The sequence below is a fragment of the Dyadobacter crusticola DSM 16708 genome (genome assembly GCF_000701505.1).
In the GTDB taxonomy this organism is placed as follows: domain Bacteria; phylum Bacteroidota; class Bacteroidia; order Cytophagales; family Spirosomataceae; genus Dyadobacter; species Dyadobacter crusticola.
Genome location: NZ_JNJB01000008.1, coordinates 337,927 through 356,353, shown reverse-complemented (window position 1 = coordinate 356,353; position 18,427 = coordinate 337,927). Strand labels below are relative to the sequence as shown.

The 18,427-nt window shown below is 44.6% G+C and carries 20 protein-coding genes; 4 read left to right on the top strand and 16 right to left on the bottom strand.

Going from position 1 to position 18,427, the window contains the following annotated elements; all coding sequences use genetic code 11:
* Positions 1 to 192 carry a hypothetical protein gene (locus Q369_RS29490; protein ID WP_229206841.1) on the bottom strand — a complete coding sequence of 64 codons (192 nt, stop codon included), beginning with the start codon at positions 190 to 192 and terminating at the stop codon, positions 1 to 3.
* A 175-nt stretch (positions 193 to 367) separates the two neighbouring features.
* Here Q369_RS29490 and Q369_RS0114245 point away from each other — a divergent pair, with 175 nt between their 5' ends.
* Together Q369_RS0114245 and Q369_RS0114240 are read left to right on the top strand one after the other, a co-directional pair.
* Positions 368 to 1,231: a UDP-2,3-diacylglucosamine diphosphatase gene (locus Q369_RS0114245; RefSeq protein WP_031528472.1), complete on the top strand. Its 864-nt coding sequence runs from the start codon at positions 368 to 370 to the stop codon at positions 1,229 to 1,231.
* 1 nt (position 1,232) lies between these two features.
* Positions 1,233 to 2,348, top strand: a complete 1,116-nt coding sequence (locus Q369_RS0114240) for a glycosyltransferase family protein (protein WP_031528471.1) — start codon at positions 1,233 to 1,235, stop codon at positions 2,346 to 2,348.
* 11 nt (positions 2,349 to 2,359) lie between these two features.
* Here Q369_RS0114240 and Q369_RS0114235 read toward each other — a convergent pair whose 3' ends face one another.
* From Q369_RS0114235 to Q369_RS0114215, 5 genes are all read right to left on the bottom strand, one after another.
* The gene (locus Q369_RS0114235; protein WP_031528470.1) at positions 2,360 to 2,938 is read right to left on the bottom strand and encodes a hypothetical protein; all 579 of its coding nucleotides are present in this window, start codon (positions 2,936 to 2,938) and stop codon (positions 2,360 to 2,362) included.
* A 2-nt stretch (positions 2,939 to 2,940) separates the two neighbouring features.
* On the bottom strand, positions 2,941 to 4,239 hold the full coding sequence (locus Q369_RS0114230) for an LVIVD repeat-containing protein (protein ID WP_031528469.1): 1,299 nt from the start codon (positions 4,237 to 4,239) through the stop codon (positions 2,941 to 2,943).
* A gap of 195 nt (positions 4,240 to 4,434) precedes the next feature.
* A complete protein-coding gene (locus Q369_RS0114225; RefSeq protein WP_031528468.1) occupies positions 4,435 to 5,664 on the bottom strand; it encodes a serpin family protein in 1,230 nt (409 codons plus the stop codon).
* 121 nt (positions 5,665 to 5,785) lie between these two features.
* Positions 5,786 to 7,288: an outer membrane beta-barrel protein gene (locus tag Q369_RS0114220; RefSeq protein ID WP_229206840.1), complete on the bottom strand. Its 1,503-nt coding sequence runs from the start codon at positions 7,286 to 7,288 to the stop codon at positions 5,786 to 5,788.
* The gene (locus Q369_RS0114215) at positions 7,257 to 7,826 is read right to left on the bottom strand and encodes an RNA polymerase sigma factor (RefSeq protein WP_031528466.1); all 570 of its coding nucleotides are present in this window, start codon (positions 7,824 to 7,826) and stop codon (positions 7,257 to 7,259) included. The genes Q369_RS0114220 and Q369_RS0114215 overlap by 32 nt, the downstream gene beginning before the upstream one ends.
* 280 nt (positions 7,827 to 8,106) lie before the next feature.
* On the opposite strand from Q369_RS0114215, the gene Q369_RS0114205 reads away from it, so the two are divergent.
* Positions 8,107 to 8,403, top strand: a complete 297-nt coding sequence (locus Q369_RS0114205) for a muconolactone Delta-isomerase family protein (protein ID WP_031528464.1) — start codon at positions 8,107 to 8,109, stop codon at positions 8,401 to 8,403.
* 49 nt (positions 8,404 to 8,452) lie between these two features.
* On the opposite strand, the gene msrC is transcribed toward Q369_RS0114205, so the two are convergent.
* Positions 8,453 to 8,938, bottom strand: a complete 486-nt coding sequence (gene msrC / locus Q369_RS0114200; protein ID WP_031528463.1) for a free L-methionine (R)-S-oxide reductase MsrC — start codon at positions 8,936 to 8,938, stop codon at positions 8,453 to 8,455.
* A 78-nt stretch (positions 8,939 to 9,016) separates the two neighbouring features.
* Here msrC and purU point away from each other — a divergent pair, with 78 nt between their 5' ends.
* Positions 9,017 to 9,850 carry a formyltetrahydrofolate deformylase gene (gene purU / locus Q369_RS0114195; RefSeq protein ID WP_084165748.1) on the top strand — a complete coding sequence of 278 codons (834 nt, stop codon included), beginning with the start codon at positions 9,017 to 9,019 and terminating at the stop codon, positions 9,848 to 9,850.
* 140 nt (positions 9,851 to 9,990) lie between these two features.
* On the opposite strand, the gene Q369_RS0114190 is transcribed toward purU, so the two are convergent.
* The 9 genes from Q369_RS0114190 to Q369_RS0114155 all read right to left on the bottom strand — a co-directional run bounded on the left by Q369_RS0114190 (position 9,991) and on the right by Q369_RS0114155 (position 18,364).
* Positions 9,991 to 11,148: a 2-isopropylmalate synthase gene (locus Q369_RS0114190; protein WP_084165747.1), complete on the bottom strand. Its 1,158-nt coding sequence runs from the start codon at positions 11,146 to 11,148 to the stop codon at positions 9,991 to 9,993.
* 262 nt (positions 11,149 to 11,410) lie between these two features.
* Complete coding sequence (gene leuB, locus Q369_RS0114185; RefSeq protein WP_031528460.1) at positions 11,411 to 12,481, bottom strand: 3-isopropylmalate dehydrogenase; 1,071 nt, start codon at positions 12,479 to 12,481, stop codon at positions 11,411 to 11,413.
* Between the two features lie 46 nt (positions 12,482 to 12,527).
* Complete coding sequence (locus Q369_RS0114180) at positions 12,528 to 14,096, bottom strand: hydroxymethylglutaryl-CoA lyase-like TIM-barrel protein (RefSeq protein WP_035333438.1); 1,569 nt, start codon at positions 14,094 to 14,096, stop codon at positions 12,528 to 12,530.
* Positions 14,097 to 14,172: 76 nt separating this feature from the next.
* Positions 14,173 to 14,769, bottom strand: coding sequence for a 3-isopropylmalate dehydratase small subunit (leuD, locus tag Q369_RS0114175; protein ID WP_031528458.1), 597 nt, complete (start codon positions 14,767 to 14,769; stop codon positions 14,173 to 14,175).
* A 64-nt stretch (positions 14,770 to 14,833) separates the two neighbouring features.
* Positions 14,834 to 15,193 (bottom strand): four helix bundle protein, encoded by a 360-nt coding sequence (locus tag Q369_RS0114170; RefSeq protein ID WP_031528457.1) that lies wholly within the window; start codon positions 15,191 to 15,193, stop codon positions 14,834 to 14,836.
* A 49-nt stretch (positions 15,194 to 15,242) separates the two neighbouring features.
* Entirely contained in the window at positions 15,243 to 16,649 is a 1,407-nt protein-coding gene (leuC, locus tag Q369_RS0114165) for a 3-isopropylmalate dehydratase large subunit (RefSeq protein WP_031528456.1), read from the bottom strand.
* A gap of 216 nt (positions 16,650 to 16,865) precedes the next feature.
* The gene (locus Q369_RS29875) at positions 16,866 to 17,021 is read right to left on the bottom strand and encodes a HepT-like ribonuclease domain-containing protein (RefSeq protein ID WP_374754355.1); all 156 of its coding nucleotides are present in this window, start codon (positions 17,019 to 17,021) and stop codon (positions 16,866 to 16,868) included.
* Positions 17,022 to 17,177: 156 nt separating this feature from the next.
* Positions 17,178 to 17,465 (bottom strand): nucleotidyltransferase family protein, encoded by a 288-nt coding sequence (locus tag Q369_RS0114160; protein WP_031528455.1) that lies wholly within the window; start codon positions 17,463 to 17,465, stop codon positions 17,178 to 17,180.
* A 50-nt stretch (positions 17,466 to 17,515) separates the two neighbouring features.
* Complete coding sequence (locus Q369_RS0114155; protein WP_031528454.1) at positions 17,516 to 18,364, bottom strand: AraC family transcriptional regulator; 849 nt, start codon at positions 18,362 to 18,364, stop codon at positions 17,516 to 17,518.
* Between the last annotated feature and the right edge of the window lie 63 nt (positions 18,365 to 18,427).

The window sequence follows — 18,427 nt, the reverse complement described above, 5'->3', positions numbered from 1 at the left end:
TTACATAAACTCTCCCATTGATTCCTTTGACTTCGCTTTTAAAAGGAATTTGGAGGTTTGTGTTAAGAACTGCATTAATAAAGGATTTCCGCCGGCAGGTTCAGCTACTTTCTCGACCTCATGAGGAAGGTGGATTTTTTGTGCAAATGCGCCGAAAGAACATGCCAAAAAAAGTGCAAAAAGTGATCTCATAGCTTGTCTGTTGATTTCTGAAAATATAAATATCTGAGCTTTTTGATTAAATAACCAATGGTGACGATTAGAAAAAATATACAGAGCTGCGTAGAAATACTTTTTAGCGAAGAACTTAACTTACTGATAAACTGCAAGTAACATCCAGGTAATATAAAATGAGAAAATTTGTATCATGGGAGATACAACTCACTTTCGCACAATCATCATTTCTGATCTGCATTTAGGCGCCGGAGGTTCCAAAGCAGAAGAGGTGACCAACTTTTTGAAGAGCTACACCTGCAAGAAGCTAATTCTTAATGGAGACATCATTGATGCGTGGCAGTTGAAAAAATATGGTGTATGGAAGCGAAAGCACACGATGTTCTTCAAAAGAGTGCTGAAAATGATTGAAGAGCACAAAACGAAAGTGATTTACATACGTGGTAACCACGATGATTTCCTGGACCAGATTATCCCATTGCGGCTGGGCAAGCACTTTCAAATCAGAAAAGACTACATTCTAAACTCAGGTACCCAGCGTTTTTACGTTACCCACGGCGATGTTTTCGACTCCATTACCACGCATTTGAAATGGCTGGCGTACCTCGGAGATATGGGCTACACTTTCTTGCTTTGGGTAAATAAGTTTTATAACAAATACCGCGAATGGAGAGGGTTATCCTACTATTCGCTTTCGCAGCGTGTGAAGCAATCTGTAAAGCTGGCTGTCAACTACATGACAGACTTTGAAGAAAAACTTACTGAACTTGCGCGCTCCCGCAACTGCGATGGTGTGATCTGCGGGCACATTCACCACCCTGCTATCCGCGAAATCGACGGGATTATGTATATGAATTCGGGTGATTGGGTTGAAACGCTCAGCGCTTTGGTCGAGGATTTCGATGGAAATTGGAGTTTGCTTTATTACGATCAGCAGGAAGTTGTTCAAAAGCCGGCAAAGACCAAGGCGAAAGTCATTACTGAAAATTTCACTGTTTCCGAGAAACAAGTTGCATTCACAGGCTTATTAACAGGCCGGAACCAACGCTATTTATAATATGAAGATCCTTTTTATGGTGCAGGGCGAGGGTAGGGGGCATCTTACCCAGGCTATCTCGCTTGGACAAATACTAAGGTCGGCCGGTCACGAAATAGTGGGTGCGCTGGTAGGAACTTCGCCTGGCCGGCACATTCCGGCATTTTTTAATGATGCAATCCAGGCTCCGGTGTTGCATTTCGATGCGCCCAATATCATCTACAAAGCGCAGGGCGGAGGTATGAACTTGCAGCGGACATTGTGTACGCATTTGGCCAATATTCCCAAATATCTGCGAAGCCTTCAGAAAATTCATGAGTCAGTCAGGCAGATCCAGCCAGACCTGATTGTCAGCTTTTACGACACTTACGGCGGTTTGTATAACCTGATTTACAGATCGGAAATACCGATGGTCTGCATTGCACATCAGTACCTGTTGCTTCATCCGAGATTTGTTTTCCCGGAACAAAGCAAGGTCAATCAGTTTCTGATCAATCTGAATTCAAAATCGACTTCCTGGTTCGCAAGGAAGCGACTGGCATTGTCTTTCCGTGAAATTCCGTCCCGGCCGGACCTGAAAATTACAGTTGTGCCGCCGCTTCTGAGGCGGGAAATCGGGCGGCTGGTACCTCAGAAAGGTGATTATTTTCTGGTGTACATGACCCATCACAGTCTGAGCCAGCAGATTATCTCATGGCACCAGGAACATCCCGAAATCAGGTTGCACTGCTTTTGGGACAACCCGAATGTTTCAGATGAATTTGAATACGACAAAACGCTTACCTTTCATCGCATTAACAGTGAAAAGTACCTGAATATGCTCGCAGGCTGTCGTGCATTGGTTACCACGGCTGGATTTGAGTCCGTATGTGAAGCAATGTACCTGGGTAAGCCAGTGATGATGGTTCCGGTGCCCAATCATTTTGAGCAGGAATGTAATGCATTAGATGGCGTCATTTCCGGCGCAGGCGTAACTTCGAAGTCCTTTGATCTGTCGGTTCTGCTGGAATACCTGCCTACGCACATTGATCAGTCCGTAAAATTCCGCTCCTGGTACCATAGTGGTAAAGCCATGTTTTTAAAGGAAATTGAAGCATTTGGTGCCGGTAGTAACCAGAAAATACCTACCGAAGTTTAGCCGGATTTTGTTCAAAAGCTAATACCCATTCTAAGCCCCAGCCGGTTATATATGCGGCTCTCGTGACGCTCCGTCTGGTTCCAAAGTGGAGGTTTATCCACTTCTGCCTCCTGGCGTTTGTATGAAATCGTAAATGTAAAAGCAGCATTTCCGGCTTTCCCGCACCTGATCCCAACAGCCGGATTGAGCATCACGCCACCTTTGGTTTTATAACCGACCGGGTCGTCGTGAAACCACGCAAATCCATAGCCGGCATCCAGTTGAGCTAAAATATTCACATTCTTTTTTCTCGTAACGTCATAGCGAATACCTGCGGCAATAGGATTGATAAATGCAGCTTTGTACCAGTCAATGCCTAGTGTAATGCCAGCAGCCGTTTTTCTATTAATCTGTATTCCATTGAAAGTTTGAACCGTGAGGTTGAGCCTATTGGCGGCAGTCTCCTGCATATAATTGTAAATAGCGGGAGACCGCACTCTACCAAATAATCCGCCTGCTTCGGTATGGTTGATGTAGCTTCTTGTAAATGGCTCTTGCGCCATCACCGCATTCGTGGTGACAAGTAATATCAGGATCAGTAAGTTTCTCATGATTAAATGGCTTTACCGACCGGGATCTTACTTAACAATTTCAGGTCACGCGGATTGGACGCATCATATTGGTAAAAACCATCTTTGCCGATCAAGAGCAGGGTTTTACCCAAGGAAATTACATCGTATGCATCCATATCTTTAAAGTGCGCAATCTGATTTTTATCAACATCAAATTTGTCAGTGACATTGAACAGCTTTAACCCATGCTCACCTTCGCAGAGGTACAATGTTGGGAAGTCAATGCTCAATCCGTGCGGGTTCTCCATCTGGTAGCTTTTGATCAGCTGTGGCGAAGTGGGGCTACTTACATCCACAAGGTCGAGCTGATTTTGGGTTCCTGCGCAGGCAGTACCGGTGCGCAAGGTTACGTAAGCGATATTTTCATGAACAACCACCGGATCGCAAGCCCGTCCATGCTGGAAGACGGAAAGCTGTTTTGGCTCGGAAGGATTGCTGTTGTCGTAAATGAACATGCCGGTTGCAGATCCGATGAAAAGCTTGTTTTGGTAGGGAAAAATAGTTTCGATGCCCCAGCCGAGGGTTATCGTTGTGAAATCAATGGGTTTTGAAGGAGAAGCGATGTTAAACAAATGCAGCTGGTTTTGGCTGACAGTGTATAGAAATTGCTGATGAAGTGCAAAGCGCGACATTGATCCGGCCTGTCCGTTCGAGCCGCCCGCAGACTGCGGTGAAGCCGAAGATGCAGCTGAGCTGAAAAATGCCCGGTCGGCTACCATCCAAATGCCATCCAACCATGAATTCGGCGTGATATCGCTTTCACAATCTACCGTAACCGTTTCTGTTACGAATTCCACATTCTGATCATTGATCGCACCTACGGACTCATTCAAGGTCCAGCTGCCGCCGTCGAAAAGTCCTTGTTTAAAGACGTTTTTAACCCGGTTTATCTCAGTTGCATTCTCGGGATTGGAAATATCCAGCGCTATCAGATCTGAAAAGCTGTCGGCATAAAGCACATTGTCCCGAACCGCGATATCTCCATTGCCGGGGATATTAATAAATGAAATGAACCTGGGATTTGATTGGTCTCCATTGTCAATGATATGAATGCCTTTTTTGATCTCGTTGACAAACAAGTACTTGCCTTTTACGTACATCTTCCCCGGGTTTTCGAGGTACCTGGGCGCTTGTGCTTCAACCTTGGTGCGCAACTCCATCAGGGAATGCGTTACATTGCTGAACTTGCGGACAACCCGCGTCTCTTTACATTGGTCATTGCAGGACCAAAAGGCCGTTGCGAATACCAGCAGAAGCAATTGTAGAAGGTTAGGTTTCATAAGGGTTGAGTTAAATGGAGATATGACAAATAGAAGTAGTTATATGACAATTCTATTTCACAATTGGTTGTAACGCAAAACAAAATCGTCCGAAAGCAAGGCTCTCGGACGATAACGCACCCCGAAAATGCCGACATGGCCGGCATTTTTTATCTTTGATACTCTAAATGTCTGATAATGAAAGGTTCACTTATGTTATTTGCTGTCAGGATTTTTGATCCTACCCATAAACAAGATTGTATTCGATGTATTTTCGCTTATGATAAGCCCGAAAGGTCTGTCGCAGATGAATTTCGGCTCTTGCGGACCGACGGAGGTAGCTACCACTCCTATCGATGTAACAGCAGCTGCTTCTGTTCCTTTTTCGTCGATTCCCAGGTAAGTATCCTGTTTTACAAAATCCACTTTTAACTTTGTATCCTGACTTATTTTTCCAAATTCGGCACCGTCTGTAAATGCCTTTTGGATCCCCATTTGCTTTATAGTGCCTGAAAGTAATGTTGAATATTCGAGCTTAAATCTGGGTAAGCCGAGCTTTATATTGTTATCATTTGTGCTGGAAGCAATTGTTTTCCATCTTTCCGAATCCAATCCTGACAATACCTCATCAATCGTCGCGCTTCCTTTTGGAATCAAGATTGTCATGCTAAATTGACCGTTTCCGTATGGAAGCTTCACTGCACTGTAAGTCGCATCTCCGGCAGTAGTAAAAGCGCCTTTGACATTCATCATTTTCACCGTTTTCACAGATCCGTCTTCCAATGTGAAGGGAGCATCAACTGTTTCTTTCGGGTCAAAGCTCGCTTTCCAGTCGCCTTTGAAATACAGTGCATTTAAGAGAAACATCACGTGATCAGCCTGTATTTGGTCGATCACTTTTTTGATTTTCCCATTTGTCTTATCACTTGCCCATTGATTGATCTTCGCTTTGGCAGCGTCGTTAAATGGCAAGCCTGTTATCTCCGCATGAAAGGAATCTCGAAGTACACTCTGGAAGTCTGGTGCAACATTAAAGCCTGCTTTATACCAGATCGAGTTAGCCAGCCTAAGCGTAACCCTCGAGTCGGCAACAGGCAAATCATTGATCAGGGTTTGATAAGCCTTATTCAGGTCGGCCATTGACACACCCTGCATTTCAAGCGTTTTCTTTATTTCCTGTGCTGTTTCACTTTCTGCGCCATTCAGCAGCATTCCCAATGCCATGTGCAAGCTCAGCGGTGAAACGAAGAAATTATCCTGAGGCTGGCTTTTTTGGAGATTGTGTAAAAACTGAAAGGCAAACCTGCTTGATCCATCTGCTACTTCAGCAGGGATTATCACAGGGTTGATTTGATTTGAGGGAGCAGGCTCCTCATCACTGGTGCATCCTACCAGAGCCGAAGCCGCCAGTAGGGATGCGAAAATTGACCGCGTTAAGATTTTCATGGCTAATAAATGTTAAAGTAATCTAAGGAACAGCTTCAATAAGAAAGATTTCCCTTTCAATGCATCAACACTTTTCAGATTCAAAAACCCTTACGAAGGTTGGAAGAGGTTTCAAACAATTTTAAAATGAATACCTGACTCCCCAGGATATCCCGTACAGATAAGGGCGTGCATCCAAAGTCTGGTTAGATCTGAAACTCGATGAAACAGACTTCTGGTAAGAGCCTGTCAGGCTGGCTTTCCATTGGCTGGAAAGACGGTAGTTGAACCTTAAACCTGTTGTAGCAGCCCAGTTCATACTTTTATAAATCTCGTCACTGACTTTGGTCGTAATGATCTCACCCGAAGCAGCTTCAAGCTCGTTGCTCAGGAAGAAATTCGCCATCATACCACCGAGCAGTGAGTAGCTCAGTTTCTTGTCAGGGTTGAGCGTGAAACCGGCCTGCACAGGCATTTGCAGGTACTGGTAATTGTTGCTAACTCTTTTGGCTACATCAATATATGCCGCTCCGTTGTTAAAGTTTTTCTCTGCGGAAAAAGAAGGCCTCGGGGAAGCGTCGGCCAATGCATTTTCCAGCACGTTGGCCGACTGGTTATAGGCATTTAACAGGTACCCTCCACCTTCATACGAAGAATTTCCCTGCAGGTAACTAAGTCCAAGTTCTACAGACCAGTGTTTTGAAAGCCGCATTCCGCCTTGTGTCTGCAAAGCATAGGAAACGCCTGCTTCACTGGTACCTGATACCGCTTTCATGTTCGAAAGGGCCTGGTAAGAAAAGGCTTGCGGTGTTTGCTTTACCTGCACATTGGGATTGAAAGAAGCTGGCATCAGGCCAATCCCAGCCCAATACTCTTTGTGCTTTTGGGGCTGAACTTCTTCCTCTGCCATCACATCAGGTTTGAAGAAAACATACCTCTGCTGAAAATGAACATCCAGCTCATTATAGGTGCGACCTGCAAGCATTTCCGGTGTAACCGCACTTTGGTATATATTATTTTGTGCCAACAGCGGGGTCTCGGGTTGCGTAGCAGTCTGCTCCGCATTAGTCACAGCATATTTCTGCTCCGAGGTTAATGGTTGTTTGGAGAAATTATCCTGACCGGAACGAGGTACATTGGGCCTTTTTGCACGTGCTAACGCATTTTCGCCACCATATTTCGAAGCTGAATAATTACCCGCGGCATTGCCAGGGTTTTTAGAGCTTGCAATAGCGGCATCTTCGGGAGAAATGTTTGTTTGCTGATCAGAAGAAGTCTTTTTGTTCTCAGCATCTGCAACTGCCTCCATACCTCCAGTTTCTGCATTTAATGTACCAGGAACTGCTGAATTGCTGTCAGAAGTTTTGGCGGATTCTGTAACTGCAAGACCATTTTCACTGCCTGCATTCTTAAAATCTGAATACCACAGTCCTGCACCCACGACCAGCAAAGCCGCGACAGATGCGGCAACAAGCCACAGCTTTTTCGACTGCCACCAAAGAGGAAGAACCATTCCTTTCTCATTCTCCTCGTCAAGCCGCGCTTCTATGTTCTCCCAGATCGATTTCGGGGGAGTTTCAGAAGCATCGCTCAGCGCCTTTCGCCACTGTTCTTCAAAATTGTTTATTCCGGACGGATCCATCATCAAATCTTGTTTCCTTGTTCAACTTTTGTTGAAGGAGCGTTCTTGCCCTCGCATATTGCGATTTCGACGTTCCTTCTGAAATGCCCAGTTTTTGAGCTATTTCGTTGTGCTGATAACCTTCGATAGCATAGAGATTAAAGATTGCCTGGCAACCTGGCGGTAATTCCCTGATCAGCTCTAATAGTTGCTGCATCTGAAAATTACCGAGGGTAAACTCTTTGTCTGCTATACCATTAAGATGGTAATCAATGTCATCAAGATCTTTCAGGTACTTCTGCTGCCTCAGGTGGTTCAGCGCCGTATTTACCACTACGGAGCGCAACCAGTATTCCAATGGACTATCTGCCCTGAAAGAATCTATATTCTCATATATTTTAATAAAAGCATCCTGCAGAACATCCTCTGCATCAGCCCTGTTCTTGGTATACCGAAGGCAAATAGCGAACAGCTTTCCCCCAAAAACATCATATAGCTGCTTCTGGGCGGTGCGGTTGCGCTGTTTACAGCCTCTCACCAGTTCCTGTTCGTTAAATGTCATCCGAAGGTTTGGGGTGCTTCGTTCGGTTTATGGTTTAAAATCAGCACCCTTACCCAAAGGTAGTCGAATACTGCTTCGCTTTGGCTGGGTTTGAAATACTGAAAACCGCAATCCGTATATAGTACGACACAGATTACGTTTAGAAGGTTGGAAATTCCGATGCAGGTTTTCAAGAATATTCGTATGTTATTCTGAGGAACTAATAACCGGTGCATATCATTTTATAAGGAGATCACACACAAGAAAAAAGGTATTTGTTGTAAACCTAACTTTATCACCTATGAGCCAATATATGGTTGAAATACAACTTCCGGCGGTGCTTTCGGAGGATTTCACGGCAAAAATACCAGCTCAGAAGAAGAAGATCAATGAGCTTATGGAACTGGGACGGATGATGTCGTACGCTTTGTCAGATGATTACTCCAGACTATGGTGCGTCGTAAGGGCGGACAGTGAGTTTGAGGTGATGTCACTGGTCTCCGAGTTTCCGCTTATTGATTTTATGGATCCGAAAATCACGAAGCTGATGTTTAATAATGTTGTTGCTTTGCGACTACCGATGTTCTCCCTGAATTAAGCTGGGAACGATGCTATTGTTAGGCTTTCCTGAACCGGAAAGCCTTTTTTTATAATTTTTTTTCGAGCAACTGCAAGATCTTGCCAAGTCCGTTTGCATCTGCTTCGCTAAAATCGTCCAGCTCGTCGCTATCTACATCCAAAACCATTGCAACGGTGCCGTTTCTATGCATCACAGGCAGTACAATCTCAGATTTGGAAGCGGAACTGCAAGCAATATGTCCTGGAAATTGTTCAACGTCGGGAACAATAATCGTTTCCTTTCTTGAATAGCTGGCGCCGCAAACGCCTTTGTGAAAAGGTATCCGGGTACAGGCAATTGGTCCCTGGTAAGGACCAAGTACAAGCTGTCCCTCCTTCACAATGTAAAATCCAACCCAAAAAAATCCGAAAGTTTGCTTTAATGCGCCTGCTATGTTTGCGAGGTTGGCAACGAGGTCACTTTCATCTTCTATCAACGCGCTAATTTGCGGAATGAGCGCTTCGTAAGTACCGGCGCGGTCGGTGTCTGCTGGTATAATCAGTTCTTCTGCCATTGAATATTGGATTATGGAAATTAGCTAACAGAAATTTTCAGATATTGGTTACCGGATTAGCAAGGAAACAAAGCCAAAATGATTCAAAAACACATTCTTTTGATGGACGGTCCTGATCACAAGGGACTGATTTACCAGGTAACACGCATTCTTTTTACACATAATCAGAACATTATCCGAAATGACGAATATGTGAGCCCGTCGAGGTACTTTTTCATGCGGACAGAATTCGAGGGGGAAACGGATGCAAACGAGTTGCTGAAAATACTTCAAAGCGAATTGCCCGCCGGTTTGAACCTCAGGATTAATCCCAAGAAAAAGAAAGATATCGTTATTCTGGTGACCAAGGAACATCACTGCCTTGGCGAGCTGCTGATCCGTTACGCATTTGATGAGCTGGATGCAAATATCTTGGCAGTTGTAAGCAACTACAACAAGTTACAGCCATTGGTTGGGAAATTTGGCATTCCATTTCACTTTATATCACATGAGGATAAGTCGAGGGAAGAGCACGAAGAGGCTATATTAAGGACTTTGGATGTATACCGGCCCGAGTACCTTGTTCTCGCCAAGTACATGCGCATTATTACGCCCGCATTTGTGGATCACTACCCTAATAAGATTATCAATATCCATCATTCGTTCTTACCCGCTTTTGTGGGGGCTAACCCGTACAAGCAAGCTTACGAACGTGGTGTAAAGATAATCGGAGCGACTGCCCATTTTGTGAATAGTGATCTGGACGAGGGCCCGATTATTGCGCAAGACGTGAAATCAGTTGATCACCGGCAAACGGCTGCCGATATGGCAACTTTGGGGAGAGATACAGAAAAGGCGGTTTTGTCAAAGGCTTTAAAGCTTGTTTTTAACGACCGCGTTTTCATTCATAACAACCGCACGATTATCCTATAAACAAGAAAAAAGCCCTTAGTCAGAATCACCGAGGGCTTTTTGCAATCTGATGGATGTTATTGAATATGTAACATTACAAAATTTTCTTTAAAACATCAAATTCAGATTCAAGGAGTTAAGCATTTCTAAGCATATTCTAATCAGGCCGGAATAGCAGTTTTTGCTAAATCAACCAGGTCAGCGTCATTTACCTCTTTTTTGAGGTCAGCTACTTCCAGAAAACGTGTATATAGTTCGTCCAGACTTGGTTTTTCAAAACTGAAACCCAATAGCTCAAAACGGTACTTCAATGCGTGCCGCCCGCTTCTGGCTGTTAATACAATATCTGACTTGTCTAAACCCACATCCTGCGGGCTCATGATTTCGTAAGTCAAATTGTTTTTCAGGAAGCCATCCTGGTGAATTCCCGATGAATGCGCAAATGCATTACGGCCGACAATCGCCTTGTTAGCCTGCACGGGCATGCGCATCATTTTAGAAACCAGCTGACTTGTCGGATAAATAAACTGCGTGTTAATGCCGGTTTCCAGCCCAAGCTCATCCTGGTGCACGCGCATTGCCATTACCACTTCTTCGAGCGAAGTGTTGCCGGCGCGTTCGCCTATTCCGTTGATTGTAACTTCTACCTGGCGGGCGCCTTCCGTGATTCCCGCAAGGGAATTGGCGGTAGCCAGTCCGAGGTCATTGTGGCAATGAATCGAGATGGTAGCTTTATGAATATTGGATACGTGTTCAAAGATGTATTTGATCTTGCCGCCATATTGTTCAGGAAGGCAATACCCTGTGGTATCAGGAATGTTCACCACCGTTGCGCCGGCACCAATTACCGCTTCTACAAGCTGCGAAAGAAATACCAGATCGGCGCGACCCGCGTCTTCACAGTAAAACTCTACGTCTTCAACTTTGGACTTAGCGTATTTCGTAGCTGCAACTGCTCTTTCCAGAATTTTTTCGCGGGTAGTATTGAATTTGTGCTGGATGTGAATGTCGGAAGATCCGATTCCGGTGTGAATGCGTCCGCGTTTCGCGTATTGCAATGCGTTGGCTGCCGCGTCAATGTCACCTTGCACTGCCCGCGACAATGCACAAATAATAGGTTCGCGAACTACTTTCGAAATTTCTACCACAGAACGAAAGTCGCCCGGGCTCGAAACCGGGAACCCAGCTTCAATGATATCCACTCCCAGCTTTTCGAGTTGACTCGCCACAACAATCTTTTCTTCCGTGGTCAATTGGCTGCCGGGTACCTGCTCGCCGTCTCTCAAAGTTGTGTCGAAGATCTGAACTCGATTACTCATTGGTGGGAATTAAAAATTTAATGGATACGAATTTAATAATTTTTGGACAATATAAAACCCCTTCCTAAGCAGGAAAGGGTTCGAAATGAAATCACAACATAACCTTTTCCCGTGTCACGGAACTATCTGAATGAGAAGAATTGAATTTCTTAGAAGTGCGCTCATTAATACCTGGCGAAAATTCGCTGACAACTGGTTTATATTGCAAAGAAAGCAGAAGTTTTGATTGCAACAAATATTCTTTGGCAAAACTTAGGTTAGTTTATAATCTTTTCAAAAGTTCAGCTCCCGCAGCCTGAGTGTTCAGGATTTTATCCGCAGAAGTAGTAGAATCAGCTATATCTTTTGTTCTAAATCCATCTTTAAGCAATTGGTCCACAGCCGATATGATAGAATCAGACTCTTCTTTCAATCCAAATGAGATATCCAGGAGCAATGCAGCTGACAATACCGATGCAAGCGGATTTGCGATTCCCTTGCCGGTAATATCATGCGCGGAACCGTGGATCGGCTCGTAAACTCCGGTGCTGTCTCCAACCGAAGCCGATGCCAGCATACCCATTGAACCGGCAATCTGACTTGCTTCGTCGGTAAGTATATCGCCAAACAAATTGGCAGTTACCACCACGTCAAACCGGCGTGGATCTTTGATAAGCATCATTGCGGCAGAATCTACAAACTGGTGCTCGACTTCGATATCGGGATACTCGGGAGCAAGCGCCTGAACTACTTCTCTCCACAGTCGGCTGGTTTCCAGTACATTTGCCTTGTCTACCGAGCAAAGCTTCTTTCTTCTCGTGCGGGCAGCTTCAAATGCCTTACGTGCGATTCTTTCCACTTCATAGCGGCTGTACTCTGCGATATCGTAGGCAGTGTTATTGTCATTCTTGCGACCTTTTTCACCGAAATAAATGTCTCCTGTCAGCTCGCGGAAAAAGAGGATATCCGATCCTTTCAAAATTTCAGGTTTGATGGAAGAAGCGCCTAGCAGCTCATCAAACAATTTGATCGGTCGTAAATTGGCGTATAAACCCAGCTCTTTACGCATTTTCAGCAGACCTTGTTCCGGGCGTACTTTGGCAGTTGGATCGTTGTCATATTTTGGGTGACCCACTGCGCCAAAGAGGATTGCATCCGAAGCGCGCATTTTGGAAAGTGTCTCGTCAGGAAGCGGGTTACCAGTCGCTTCGATCGCCGCGTGGCCCATTAATGCTTCGTCGTAAATGAATTCATGCCCAAACTTCTCCGCTATCTTCACCAGGACACTTTTTCCGACTTCAGTAACTTCCTGCCCGATTCCATCACCGGGTACAATAAGGATATTTTTTTTCATTCAAGTATTTAATTGATAATAAATAAGTAGCTAAGTGCAGACCCTGCTAAATAGAAGCCAGCGGCAACTCGGGCGCCAATTTTGCATTCTCTGGCACGCCAAGCAAATTCAGCATTTTTTGAGTGGCCATAATTGCTGAGAATGTCTGGTCAGAGTCCAATCCGCGGGTTTTCACTTCTTTTCCATTGATCTCCCAAGTAATGATCGTTTCGCAAAGTGCATCGGTTTTTCCTCCCGGCGGAATGCGTACAGTATAGTCAGTCAGCATGGGTAAACTGATCCCTTTCTGGCAGTAGATCTTCTTCAATGCATTCATAAATGCGTCGTACTGCCCGTCACCCTGCGCATTTTCCTCAAATACTTCTTCACCAAACTTGATTTGCAGCGTAGCCGAAGGTTTCAGGTTTTTGGAATGCGTCAGAACGTAATTCACAATCACGACTTTCTCCTCAATTGCATTGCTGTCGAGGATATCTGAGATAATATAAGGCAGATCCTCCGGTGTTACTGCCTCTTTCCTGTCGCCGAGCTCGATGATCCGCTGGGTAACTTTTTTAAGATCCGCATCAGAAAGCGTGATTCCCAGGTCGCGTAAATTGTTTTCGATATTCGCTTTACCAGAAGTTTTTCCCAAAGCATACAACCGCTGGCGGCCAAACCTTTCGGGCATTAACTTGCTGAAATATAAGTTGTTCTTCTTATCTCCGTCAGCGTGGATTCCCGCAGTTTGAGTAAATACACTTTCACCAACAATCGGCTTGTTAGAAGGTATGCGGATTCCAGAAAAAGTCTCAACGATTTTGCTAACTGTATAAAGGGACCTTTCATTTACCGAAGTCTTGTATTCCGGCATCAGATCATTCAAAACAGCAATGGTACTTGCAAGGGGCGCATTGCCGGTGCGTTCCCCCATTCCGTTCACAGTTAAATGCAACCCGTGAGCACCTGCGCGCAATGCTTCCATGACATTGGCTACACTCAGGTCGTAATCATTATGTGCATGGAATTCAAAATGCTGCTTTGGGTAGCGATCAACGATCTGCTTTACAAAGCTGTAAGATTCTGCAGGCGTAAGTATGCCCAGCGTGTCGGGCAACAGAATCCGTCTGACAGGCTGTGTGGACAGGAAATCCAGAGATTGGAAAACATAATCAGGAGAACTCCGCATTCCATTACTCCAGTCTTCGAGGTACACATTACACTCAATGCCTTTTGAATCGGCAAGCTCAATAACAGCACGGATATCTTCAAAATGGGCTGCGGGTGATTTTTTGAGCTGGTGGGTTAAATGGTTGAGCGAACCTTTTGTGAGGAGGTTCATCACCTTCGCGCCGGCTTCCAGCATCCAGTTGATAGAAGCGTCGCCATCGACAAAAGTGAGTACTTCTATTTTGTCAAGAAAACCATTCGCCTTTGCCCAGTTTGTAATCTGTTTGACAGCCTGAAATTCTCCTTCAGACACACGTGCCGAGGCAATTTCAATGCGGTCTACCTTCACTTCCTGGAGTAACACTTGGGCAATGGTCAGCTTTTCTGACGCAGAAAACGACACTCCGCTGGTTTGCTCACCATCGCGCAGTGTCGTATCCATTATTTCTATGTAGCGACTGTTCATATTTGGTTATCGGCTGTCAGCCGTCGGCTGTCGGCCAATCAAAGTATGATAGCCGAGAGCCGAAGGCCGAAACCTGTTAATACATTCTTTCGAGCTCAAAACCTCTGATTTCCTCTTTCATAGCCTGCAAATAATCGATGTCATCAAAGCCATTCATGAGGTTATGTTTTTTGTAGCCGTTAATGTCAAAGGATTCTTTCTCGCCGGTCGCAACGATCGTGATCGTCTGTTCAGGAAGATTAACTTCCAGCTCAGCTTTTGGATCTGCTTCAATTGCAAGGAAGATTTTGTTTAAAAATTCTTCACTTACCTGTACAGGCAAAATGCCGATGTTCAGTGAGTTACCTTTAAAAATGTCGGCGAAGAAGCTGGATACTACGCAACGGAACCCGTAATCGTAGATTGCCCAGGCTGCATGTTCCCGGCTTGATCCGCTTCCGAAGTTACGTCCGCCAACCAGGATTTTTCCGGAGTAGATCGGGTTGTTAAGTATGAAATCTTCTTTCGGCGTATCGTCGCCATTGTACCGCCAGTCGCGGAAAAGGTTATCTCCAAATCCTTCTCTTTTCGTCGCCTTCAGAAAGCGAGCGGGGATAATCTGGTCGGTATCGACGTTCTCAATGGGTAATGGAACGGCTGAACTTCTAAGTACAGTGAATTTATCGTAGGCCATGTTAATTAGGCTGTCAGCTTTCAGCGATCGGCTTTCGGCTTTTACTTCGCCTTGTGCCTTTCCCTTAAACCTGAGCATTAAGTTTTTTAATTAAATGATACAATTGCTTTTTTATTGAAATAATATCCGCTGCAAGGAATTGATGAACATCAGCTTCAATAAATCCCAGATCTTTAGCAAGTAGTGTCAGATATTCCACTTCCTGGCAAGAGCCAAACGAAATGCTTAGAAATCTGGCAAAATCCTTTTGACTCGGTTTACCACAGCCCTCGCAGATGTTAGTTGGCACTGACACTACCGCACGTCGTATTTGCGATACTAACCCGAATTTCTCATCGCTTGGAAATTCTTTGGTCAGCCTGTAAAGTTCAAGAACAAGTTGATGGCTTTGCTCCCAGACAGAATACTTTCTGAAATCTCTCATTTTAAGTGTGTGTTGAACTGGCTGACTGCCGATAGCCGACAGCCGAAGTCTATTGCATCAACTCCCGAGGATCTGTAACAACCCCCATCACTGCCGCTGCAGCAGCCACAAGCGGGCTGGCGAGTAAGGTACGGGCTCCCGGTCCCTGGCGGCCTTCGAAGTTTCTGTTGGAAGTACTTACTGCATATTTTCCAGCAGGTATCTTGTCGTCGTTCATCGCGAGACAAGCCGAGCAGCCAGGCTGGCGGAGTTCAAAGCCGGCGTCGGTCAGGATATCCAGAATACCTTCCTCTTTGATCTGAGATTCAACGATATGTGAACCTGGTACAATCCAGGCAGTAACATTGTCAGCTTTTTTACGCCCTTTAACGATTGAAGCAAATGCACGAAAATCTTCAATGCGGCCATTGGTACAGCTGCCGATGAAAACGTAATCAATCTTCTTGCCAATCATCGACTCATTTTCTTGGAAGCCCATGTAATTCAGTGATTTATCAAAAGTAGCTTTGCCGCCTTCGACCTGATCAGCAGTCGGGATTGTTTTGGAAATACCTTGCCCCATTCCAGGGTTGGTTCCGTAAGTGATCATCGGCTCAATTTCCGATGAACTGAAAGTATATTCTTTATCAAAAACAGCGTCTGCATCTGTTTTAAGCGTTTTCCAGTAAGCGAGCGCTTTGTCCCATTTCTCGCCCTTTGGCGCTTGCTCGCGACCCTCGATGTAGTCAAAAGTTGTCTGGTCAGGAGCGATCATACCGCCGCGCGCGCCCATTTCGATGCTCATGTTACAAACGGTCATACGACCTTCCATGCTCATATTTTCAAAAACATCGCCTGCGTACTCAACAAAATAGCCTGTTGCGCCAGCAGTTGTCAATTTTGAAATGATGAAAAGGGTAACATCTTTCGGGGTAACCCCCTTGCCTAAAGTCCCATTTACGTTTACACGCATTTTCTTTGGCTTAGGCTGCATAATGCATTGAGAAGAAAGTACCATTTCTACTTCGGAAGTACCGATCCCAAAAGCAATGGCACCAAATGCGCCGTGCGTTGATGTATGTGAATCGCCACAGACGATTGTCATTCCAGGAAGTGTAATCCCATTTTCGGGACCTACTACGTGTACAATACCGTTTCTTGCATTGCCCAGTCCCCAGTGAGAAATTCCGTATTTCGCGGAGTTAGTTTCAAGCGCTTTCAATTGGTTTGCAGAAAGCGGATCTGCAACCGGAAGATGTTGGTTGATCGTGGGAGTGTTGTGATCTGCTGTCGCGAAAGTGCGTTCGGGATACATTACACCGATGTTTCGGGTTTCAAGTCCAAGAAATGCAACCGGGCTGGTTACTTCGTGGATAAAGTGACGGTCGATGAAAAATACATCCGGCCCATCTTCGATTTTGCGGACAACGTGTGCATCCCACACTTTGTCAAACAAGGTAGTTGCTTGGTTACTCATTTTGATAGATTGAAATTTCGCCTATTCAACACTGGCATTAAAGAAGAAACTACGGTCGCAGCCACTTCTTTAAGGGAGAATTGATATTACAAATTACCACATATTCAAGCGAACAATGATAACGGTAAAGGTTCAAAAAATAGTGATTTTGGTTTGAAGGTGTTGTTTGAGCGAGAATCTTTATTTGAGCATCTCAGGACTTGTCTTCTACTATCTTTACCAATGCTTCGCGCAATGGGGAAGATGTTGTTCAATGATGCGCCAGACAATCTCAAAAGCAATTCCTGCATAATCATGAACAAGAATGTGTCGGGATCTTATAATTCGCATCCACTCGATTTCGGGATAGAGTTCTCGAACTTCTTTCGTAATGCGGTTTGCGGCTTATCCTAAAACCTGAATGTTCCGAATAACAGCATCTCTTGTCTTACGATCATTGAGAAATGCGTGATAATCCATTCCGCAGTGTATTCTTAAACCGTATCGACGGAATCAAGCATGTCCGAGAAAAGAATTGATGGGATTCTCTCAGACATAAATCAGGGTTTTCTCAATAATCGGGAGTAGGGGAGCTTTCACGCCTTTTTTACTCACAAGATCTACTTTCTGATGCAAAACATTCTCTAACTCAATTGCCAGGTCGATGAACTCGAACCCGACTGGCGCTGAAAATTCTACAAGGATATCTACATCACTTTTCTCATTAGCCTCATTCCTGGCATAGGAGCCAAACAAAGCCATAGATTTTAAAGGGTACTTTTTAAAAAAGTATCCTTTTGACTGATGAAGCTTGTCTAAAACCTGAGCTGTATCCATAGCGATCTCGATGTGGATTGAAGCTATGATATTTAAGGCGATTAACCAAATCAACCCTGCTTCTTCGGAGTAAAACCGTACTTTTCCTTATACGTTTTTATGAAATGAGAAACGCTTTCGTAGCCGATCTCAGTACTGATTTCAGAGACATTTTTGGTGCTGTTCCGGAGGAGGAAATCTGCATAGTCGAGGCGCTTATTTTTAAGCCAAAGCGCGGGAGAAGTGTGAAATTCATCCTGAAAGTCGCGTTTGAAGGCAGATAAGCTGCGGCCGGAAAGTTTCGCGAGCTCGTCTAATGTGAGCGGTTTAAGATAGTAGCTGTTCATCAGAAAGGCTAAGTCGACCTTTTCACCTTTGTAAAGACTATACAATATCGCCCGCAATTGCCGGGAATGATCCAGTTCCAGCAAATGCAGCAGCAGTTCCTGAAATTTTAATCTCAAAAAATGATTTTTTAACTCAGTTCGGGAGCGGAAATATGGAAAAACAGACTGAATGAATTTTTCAAAATTCTCATCTGATTTCAGCAGCAGAATGGGATTTTCAAAAACTGTTTTTTGCTCCTGACTATCGAAGAGCTCCGAATGTAACCCGACGAATTCTTTCAATAATTTTTCATCAAAAAAGAAAACAAGGCTTTTGTAAGCTTCATTAATAGACTCAGACATCAGGTAAAAACCCCGCTGGACAAACAGAATATCGCCTTTTTCAACATGTACTTCCTGGCTTGGACTTGTAAATTTTTTCTCGCCTTCCAAAACCACAATCACCGCATGCTCTTCAAAAAAGACGTCGTACTTGGAGGGATATACCTCATTGCGGTATGCAACAAAAGTCATATCCTGAATTTTCAGGGATTCAAATTCGGAGGAGCTGATATCGGAAGGAACGCGCAGCATACTGTACAGAAATTACTTCTCGCGTTCGATTATGAGTGATATCCATATAAGATTGAATGGCAA

Coding starts and splice junctions, on each gene's coding strand:
- Q369_RS0114205 (WP_031528464.1), top strand. CDS start 8,107: ATGAGCCAATATATGGTTGAAATACAACTTCCGGCGGTGCTTTCGGAG.
- Q369_RS0114190 (WP_084165747.1), bottom strand. CDS start 11,148: ATGAGTAATCGAGTTCAGATCTTCGACACAACTTTGAGAGACGGCGAG.
- Q369_RS0114160 (WP_031528455.1), bottom strand. CDS start 17,465: ATGGATACAGCTCAGGTTTTAGACAAGCTTCATCAGTCAAAAGGATAC.
- Q369_RS0114180 (WP_035333438.1), bottom strand. CDS start 14,096: ATGAACAGTCGCTACATAGAAATAATGGATACGACACTGCGCGATGGT.
- Q369_RS0114230 (WP_031528469.1), bottom strand. CDS start 4,239: ATGAAACCTAACCTTCTACAATTGCTTCTGCTGGTATTCGCAACGGCC.
- msrC (WP_031528463.1), bottom strand. CDS start 8,938: ATGGCAGAAGAACTGATTATACCAGCAGACACCGACCGCGCCGGTACT.
- Q369_RS0114215 (WP_031528466.1), bottom strand. CDS start 7,826: ATGACATTTAACGAACAGGAACTGGTGAGAGGCTGTAAACAGCGCAAC.
- Q369_RS0114220 (WP_229206840.1), bottom strand. CDS start 7,288: ATGATGGATCCGTCCGGAATAAACAATTTTGAAGAACAGTGGCGAAAG.
- leuB (WP_031528460.1), bottom strand. CDS start 12,481: ATGAAAAAAAATATCCTTATTGTACCCGGTGATGGAATCGGGCAGGAA.
- Q369_RS0114235 (WP_031528470.1), bottom strand. CDS start 2,938: ATGAGAAACTTACTGATCCTGATATTACTTGTCACCACGAATGCGGTG.
- Q369_RS0114170 (WP_031528457.1), bottom strand. CDS start 15,193: ATGAGAGATTTCAGAAAGTATTCTGTCTGGGAGCAAAGCCATCAACTT.
- purU (WP_084165748.1), top strand. CDS start 9,017: ATGATTCAAAAACACATTCTTTTGATGGACGGTCCTGATCACAAGGGA.
- Q369_RS29490 (WP_229206841.1), bottom strand. CDS start 192: ATGAGATCACTTTTTGCACTTTTTTTGGCATGTTCTTTCGGCGCATTT.
- Q369_RS0114245 (WP_031528472.1), top strand. CDS start 368: ATGGGAGATACAACTCACTTTCGCACAATCATCATTTCTGATCTGCAT.
- Q369_RS0114155 (WP_031528454.1), bottom strand. CDS start 18,364: ATGCTGCGCGTTCCTTCCGATATCAGCTCCTCCGAATTTGAATCCCTG.
- Q369_RS0114240 (WP_031528471.1), top strand. CDS start 1,233: ATGAAGATCCTTTTTATGGTGCAGGGCGAGGGTAGGGGGCATCTTACC.
- leuD (WP_031528458.1), bottom strand. CDS start 14,769: ATGGCCTACGATAAATTCACTGTACTTAGAAGTTCAGCCGTTCCATTA.
- leuC (WP_031528456.1), bottom strand. CDS start 16,649: ATGAGTAACCAAGCAACTACCTTGTTTGACAAAGTGTGGGATGCACAC.
- Q369_RS0114225 (WP_031528468.1), bottom strand. CDS start 5,664: ATGAAAATCTTAACGCGGTCAATTTTCGCATCCCTACTGGCGGCTTCG.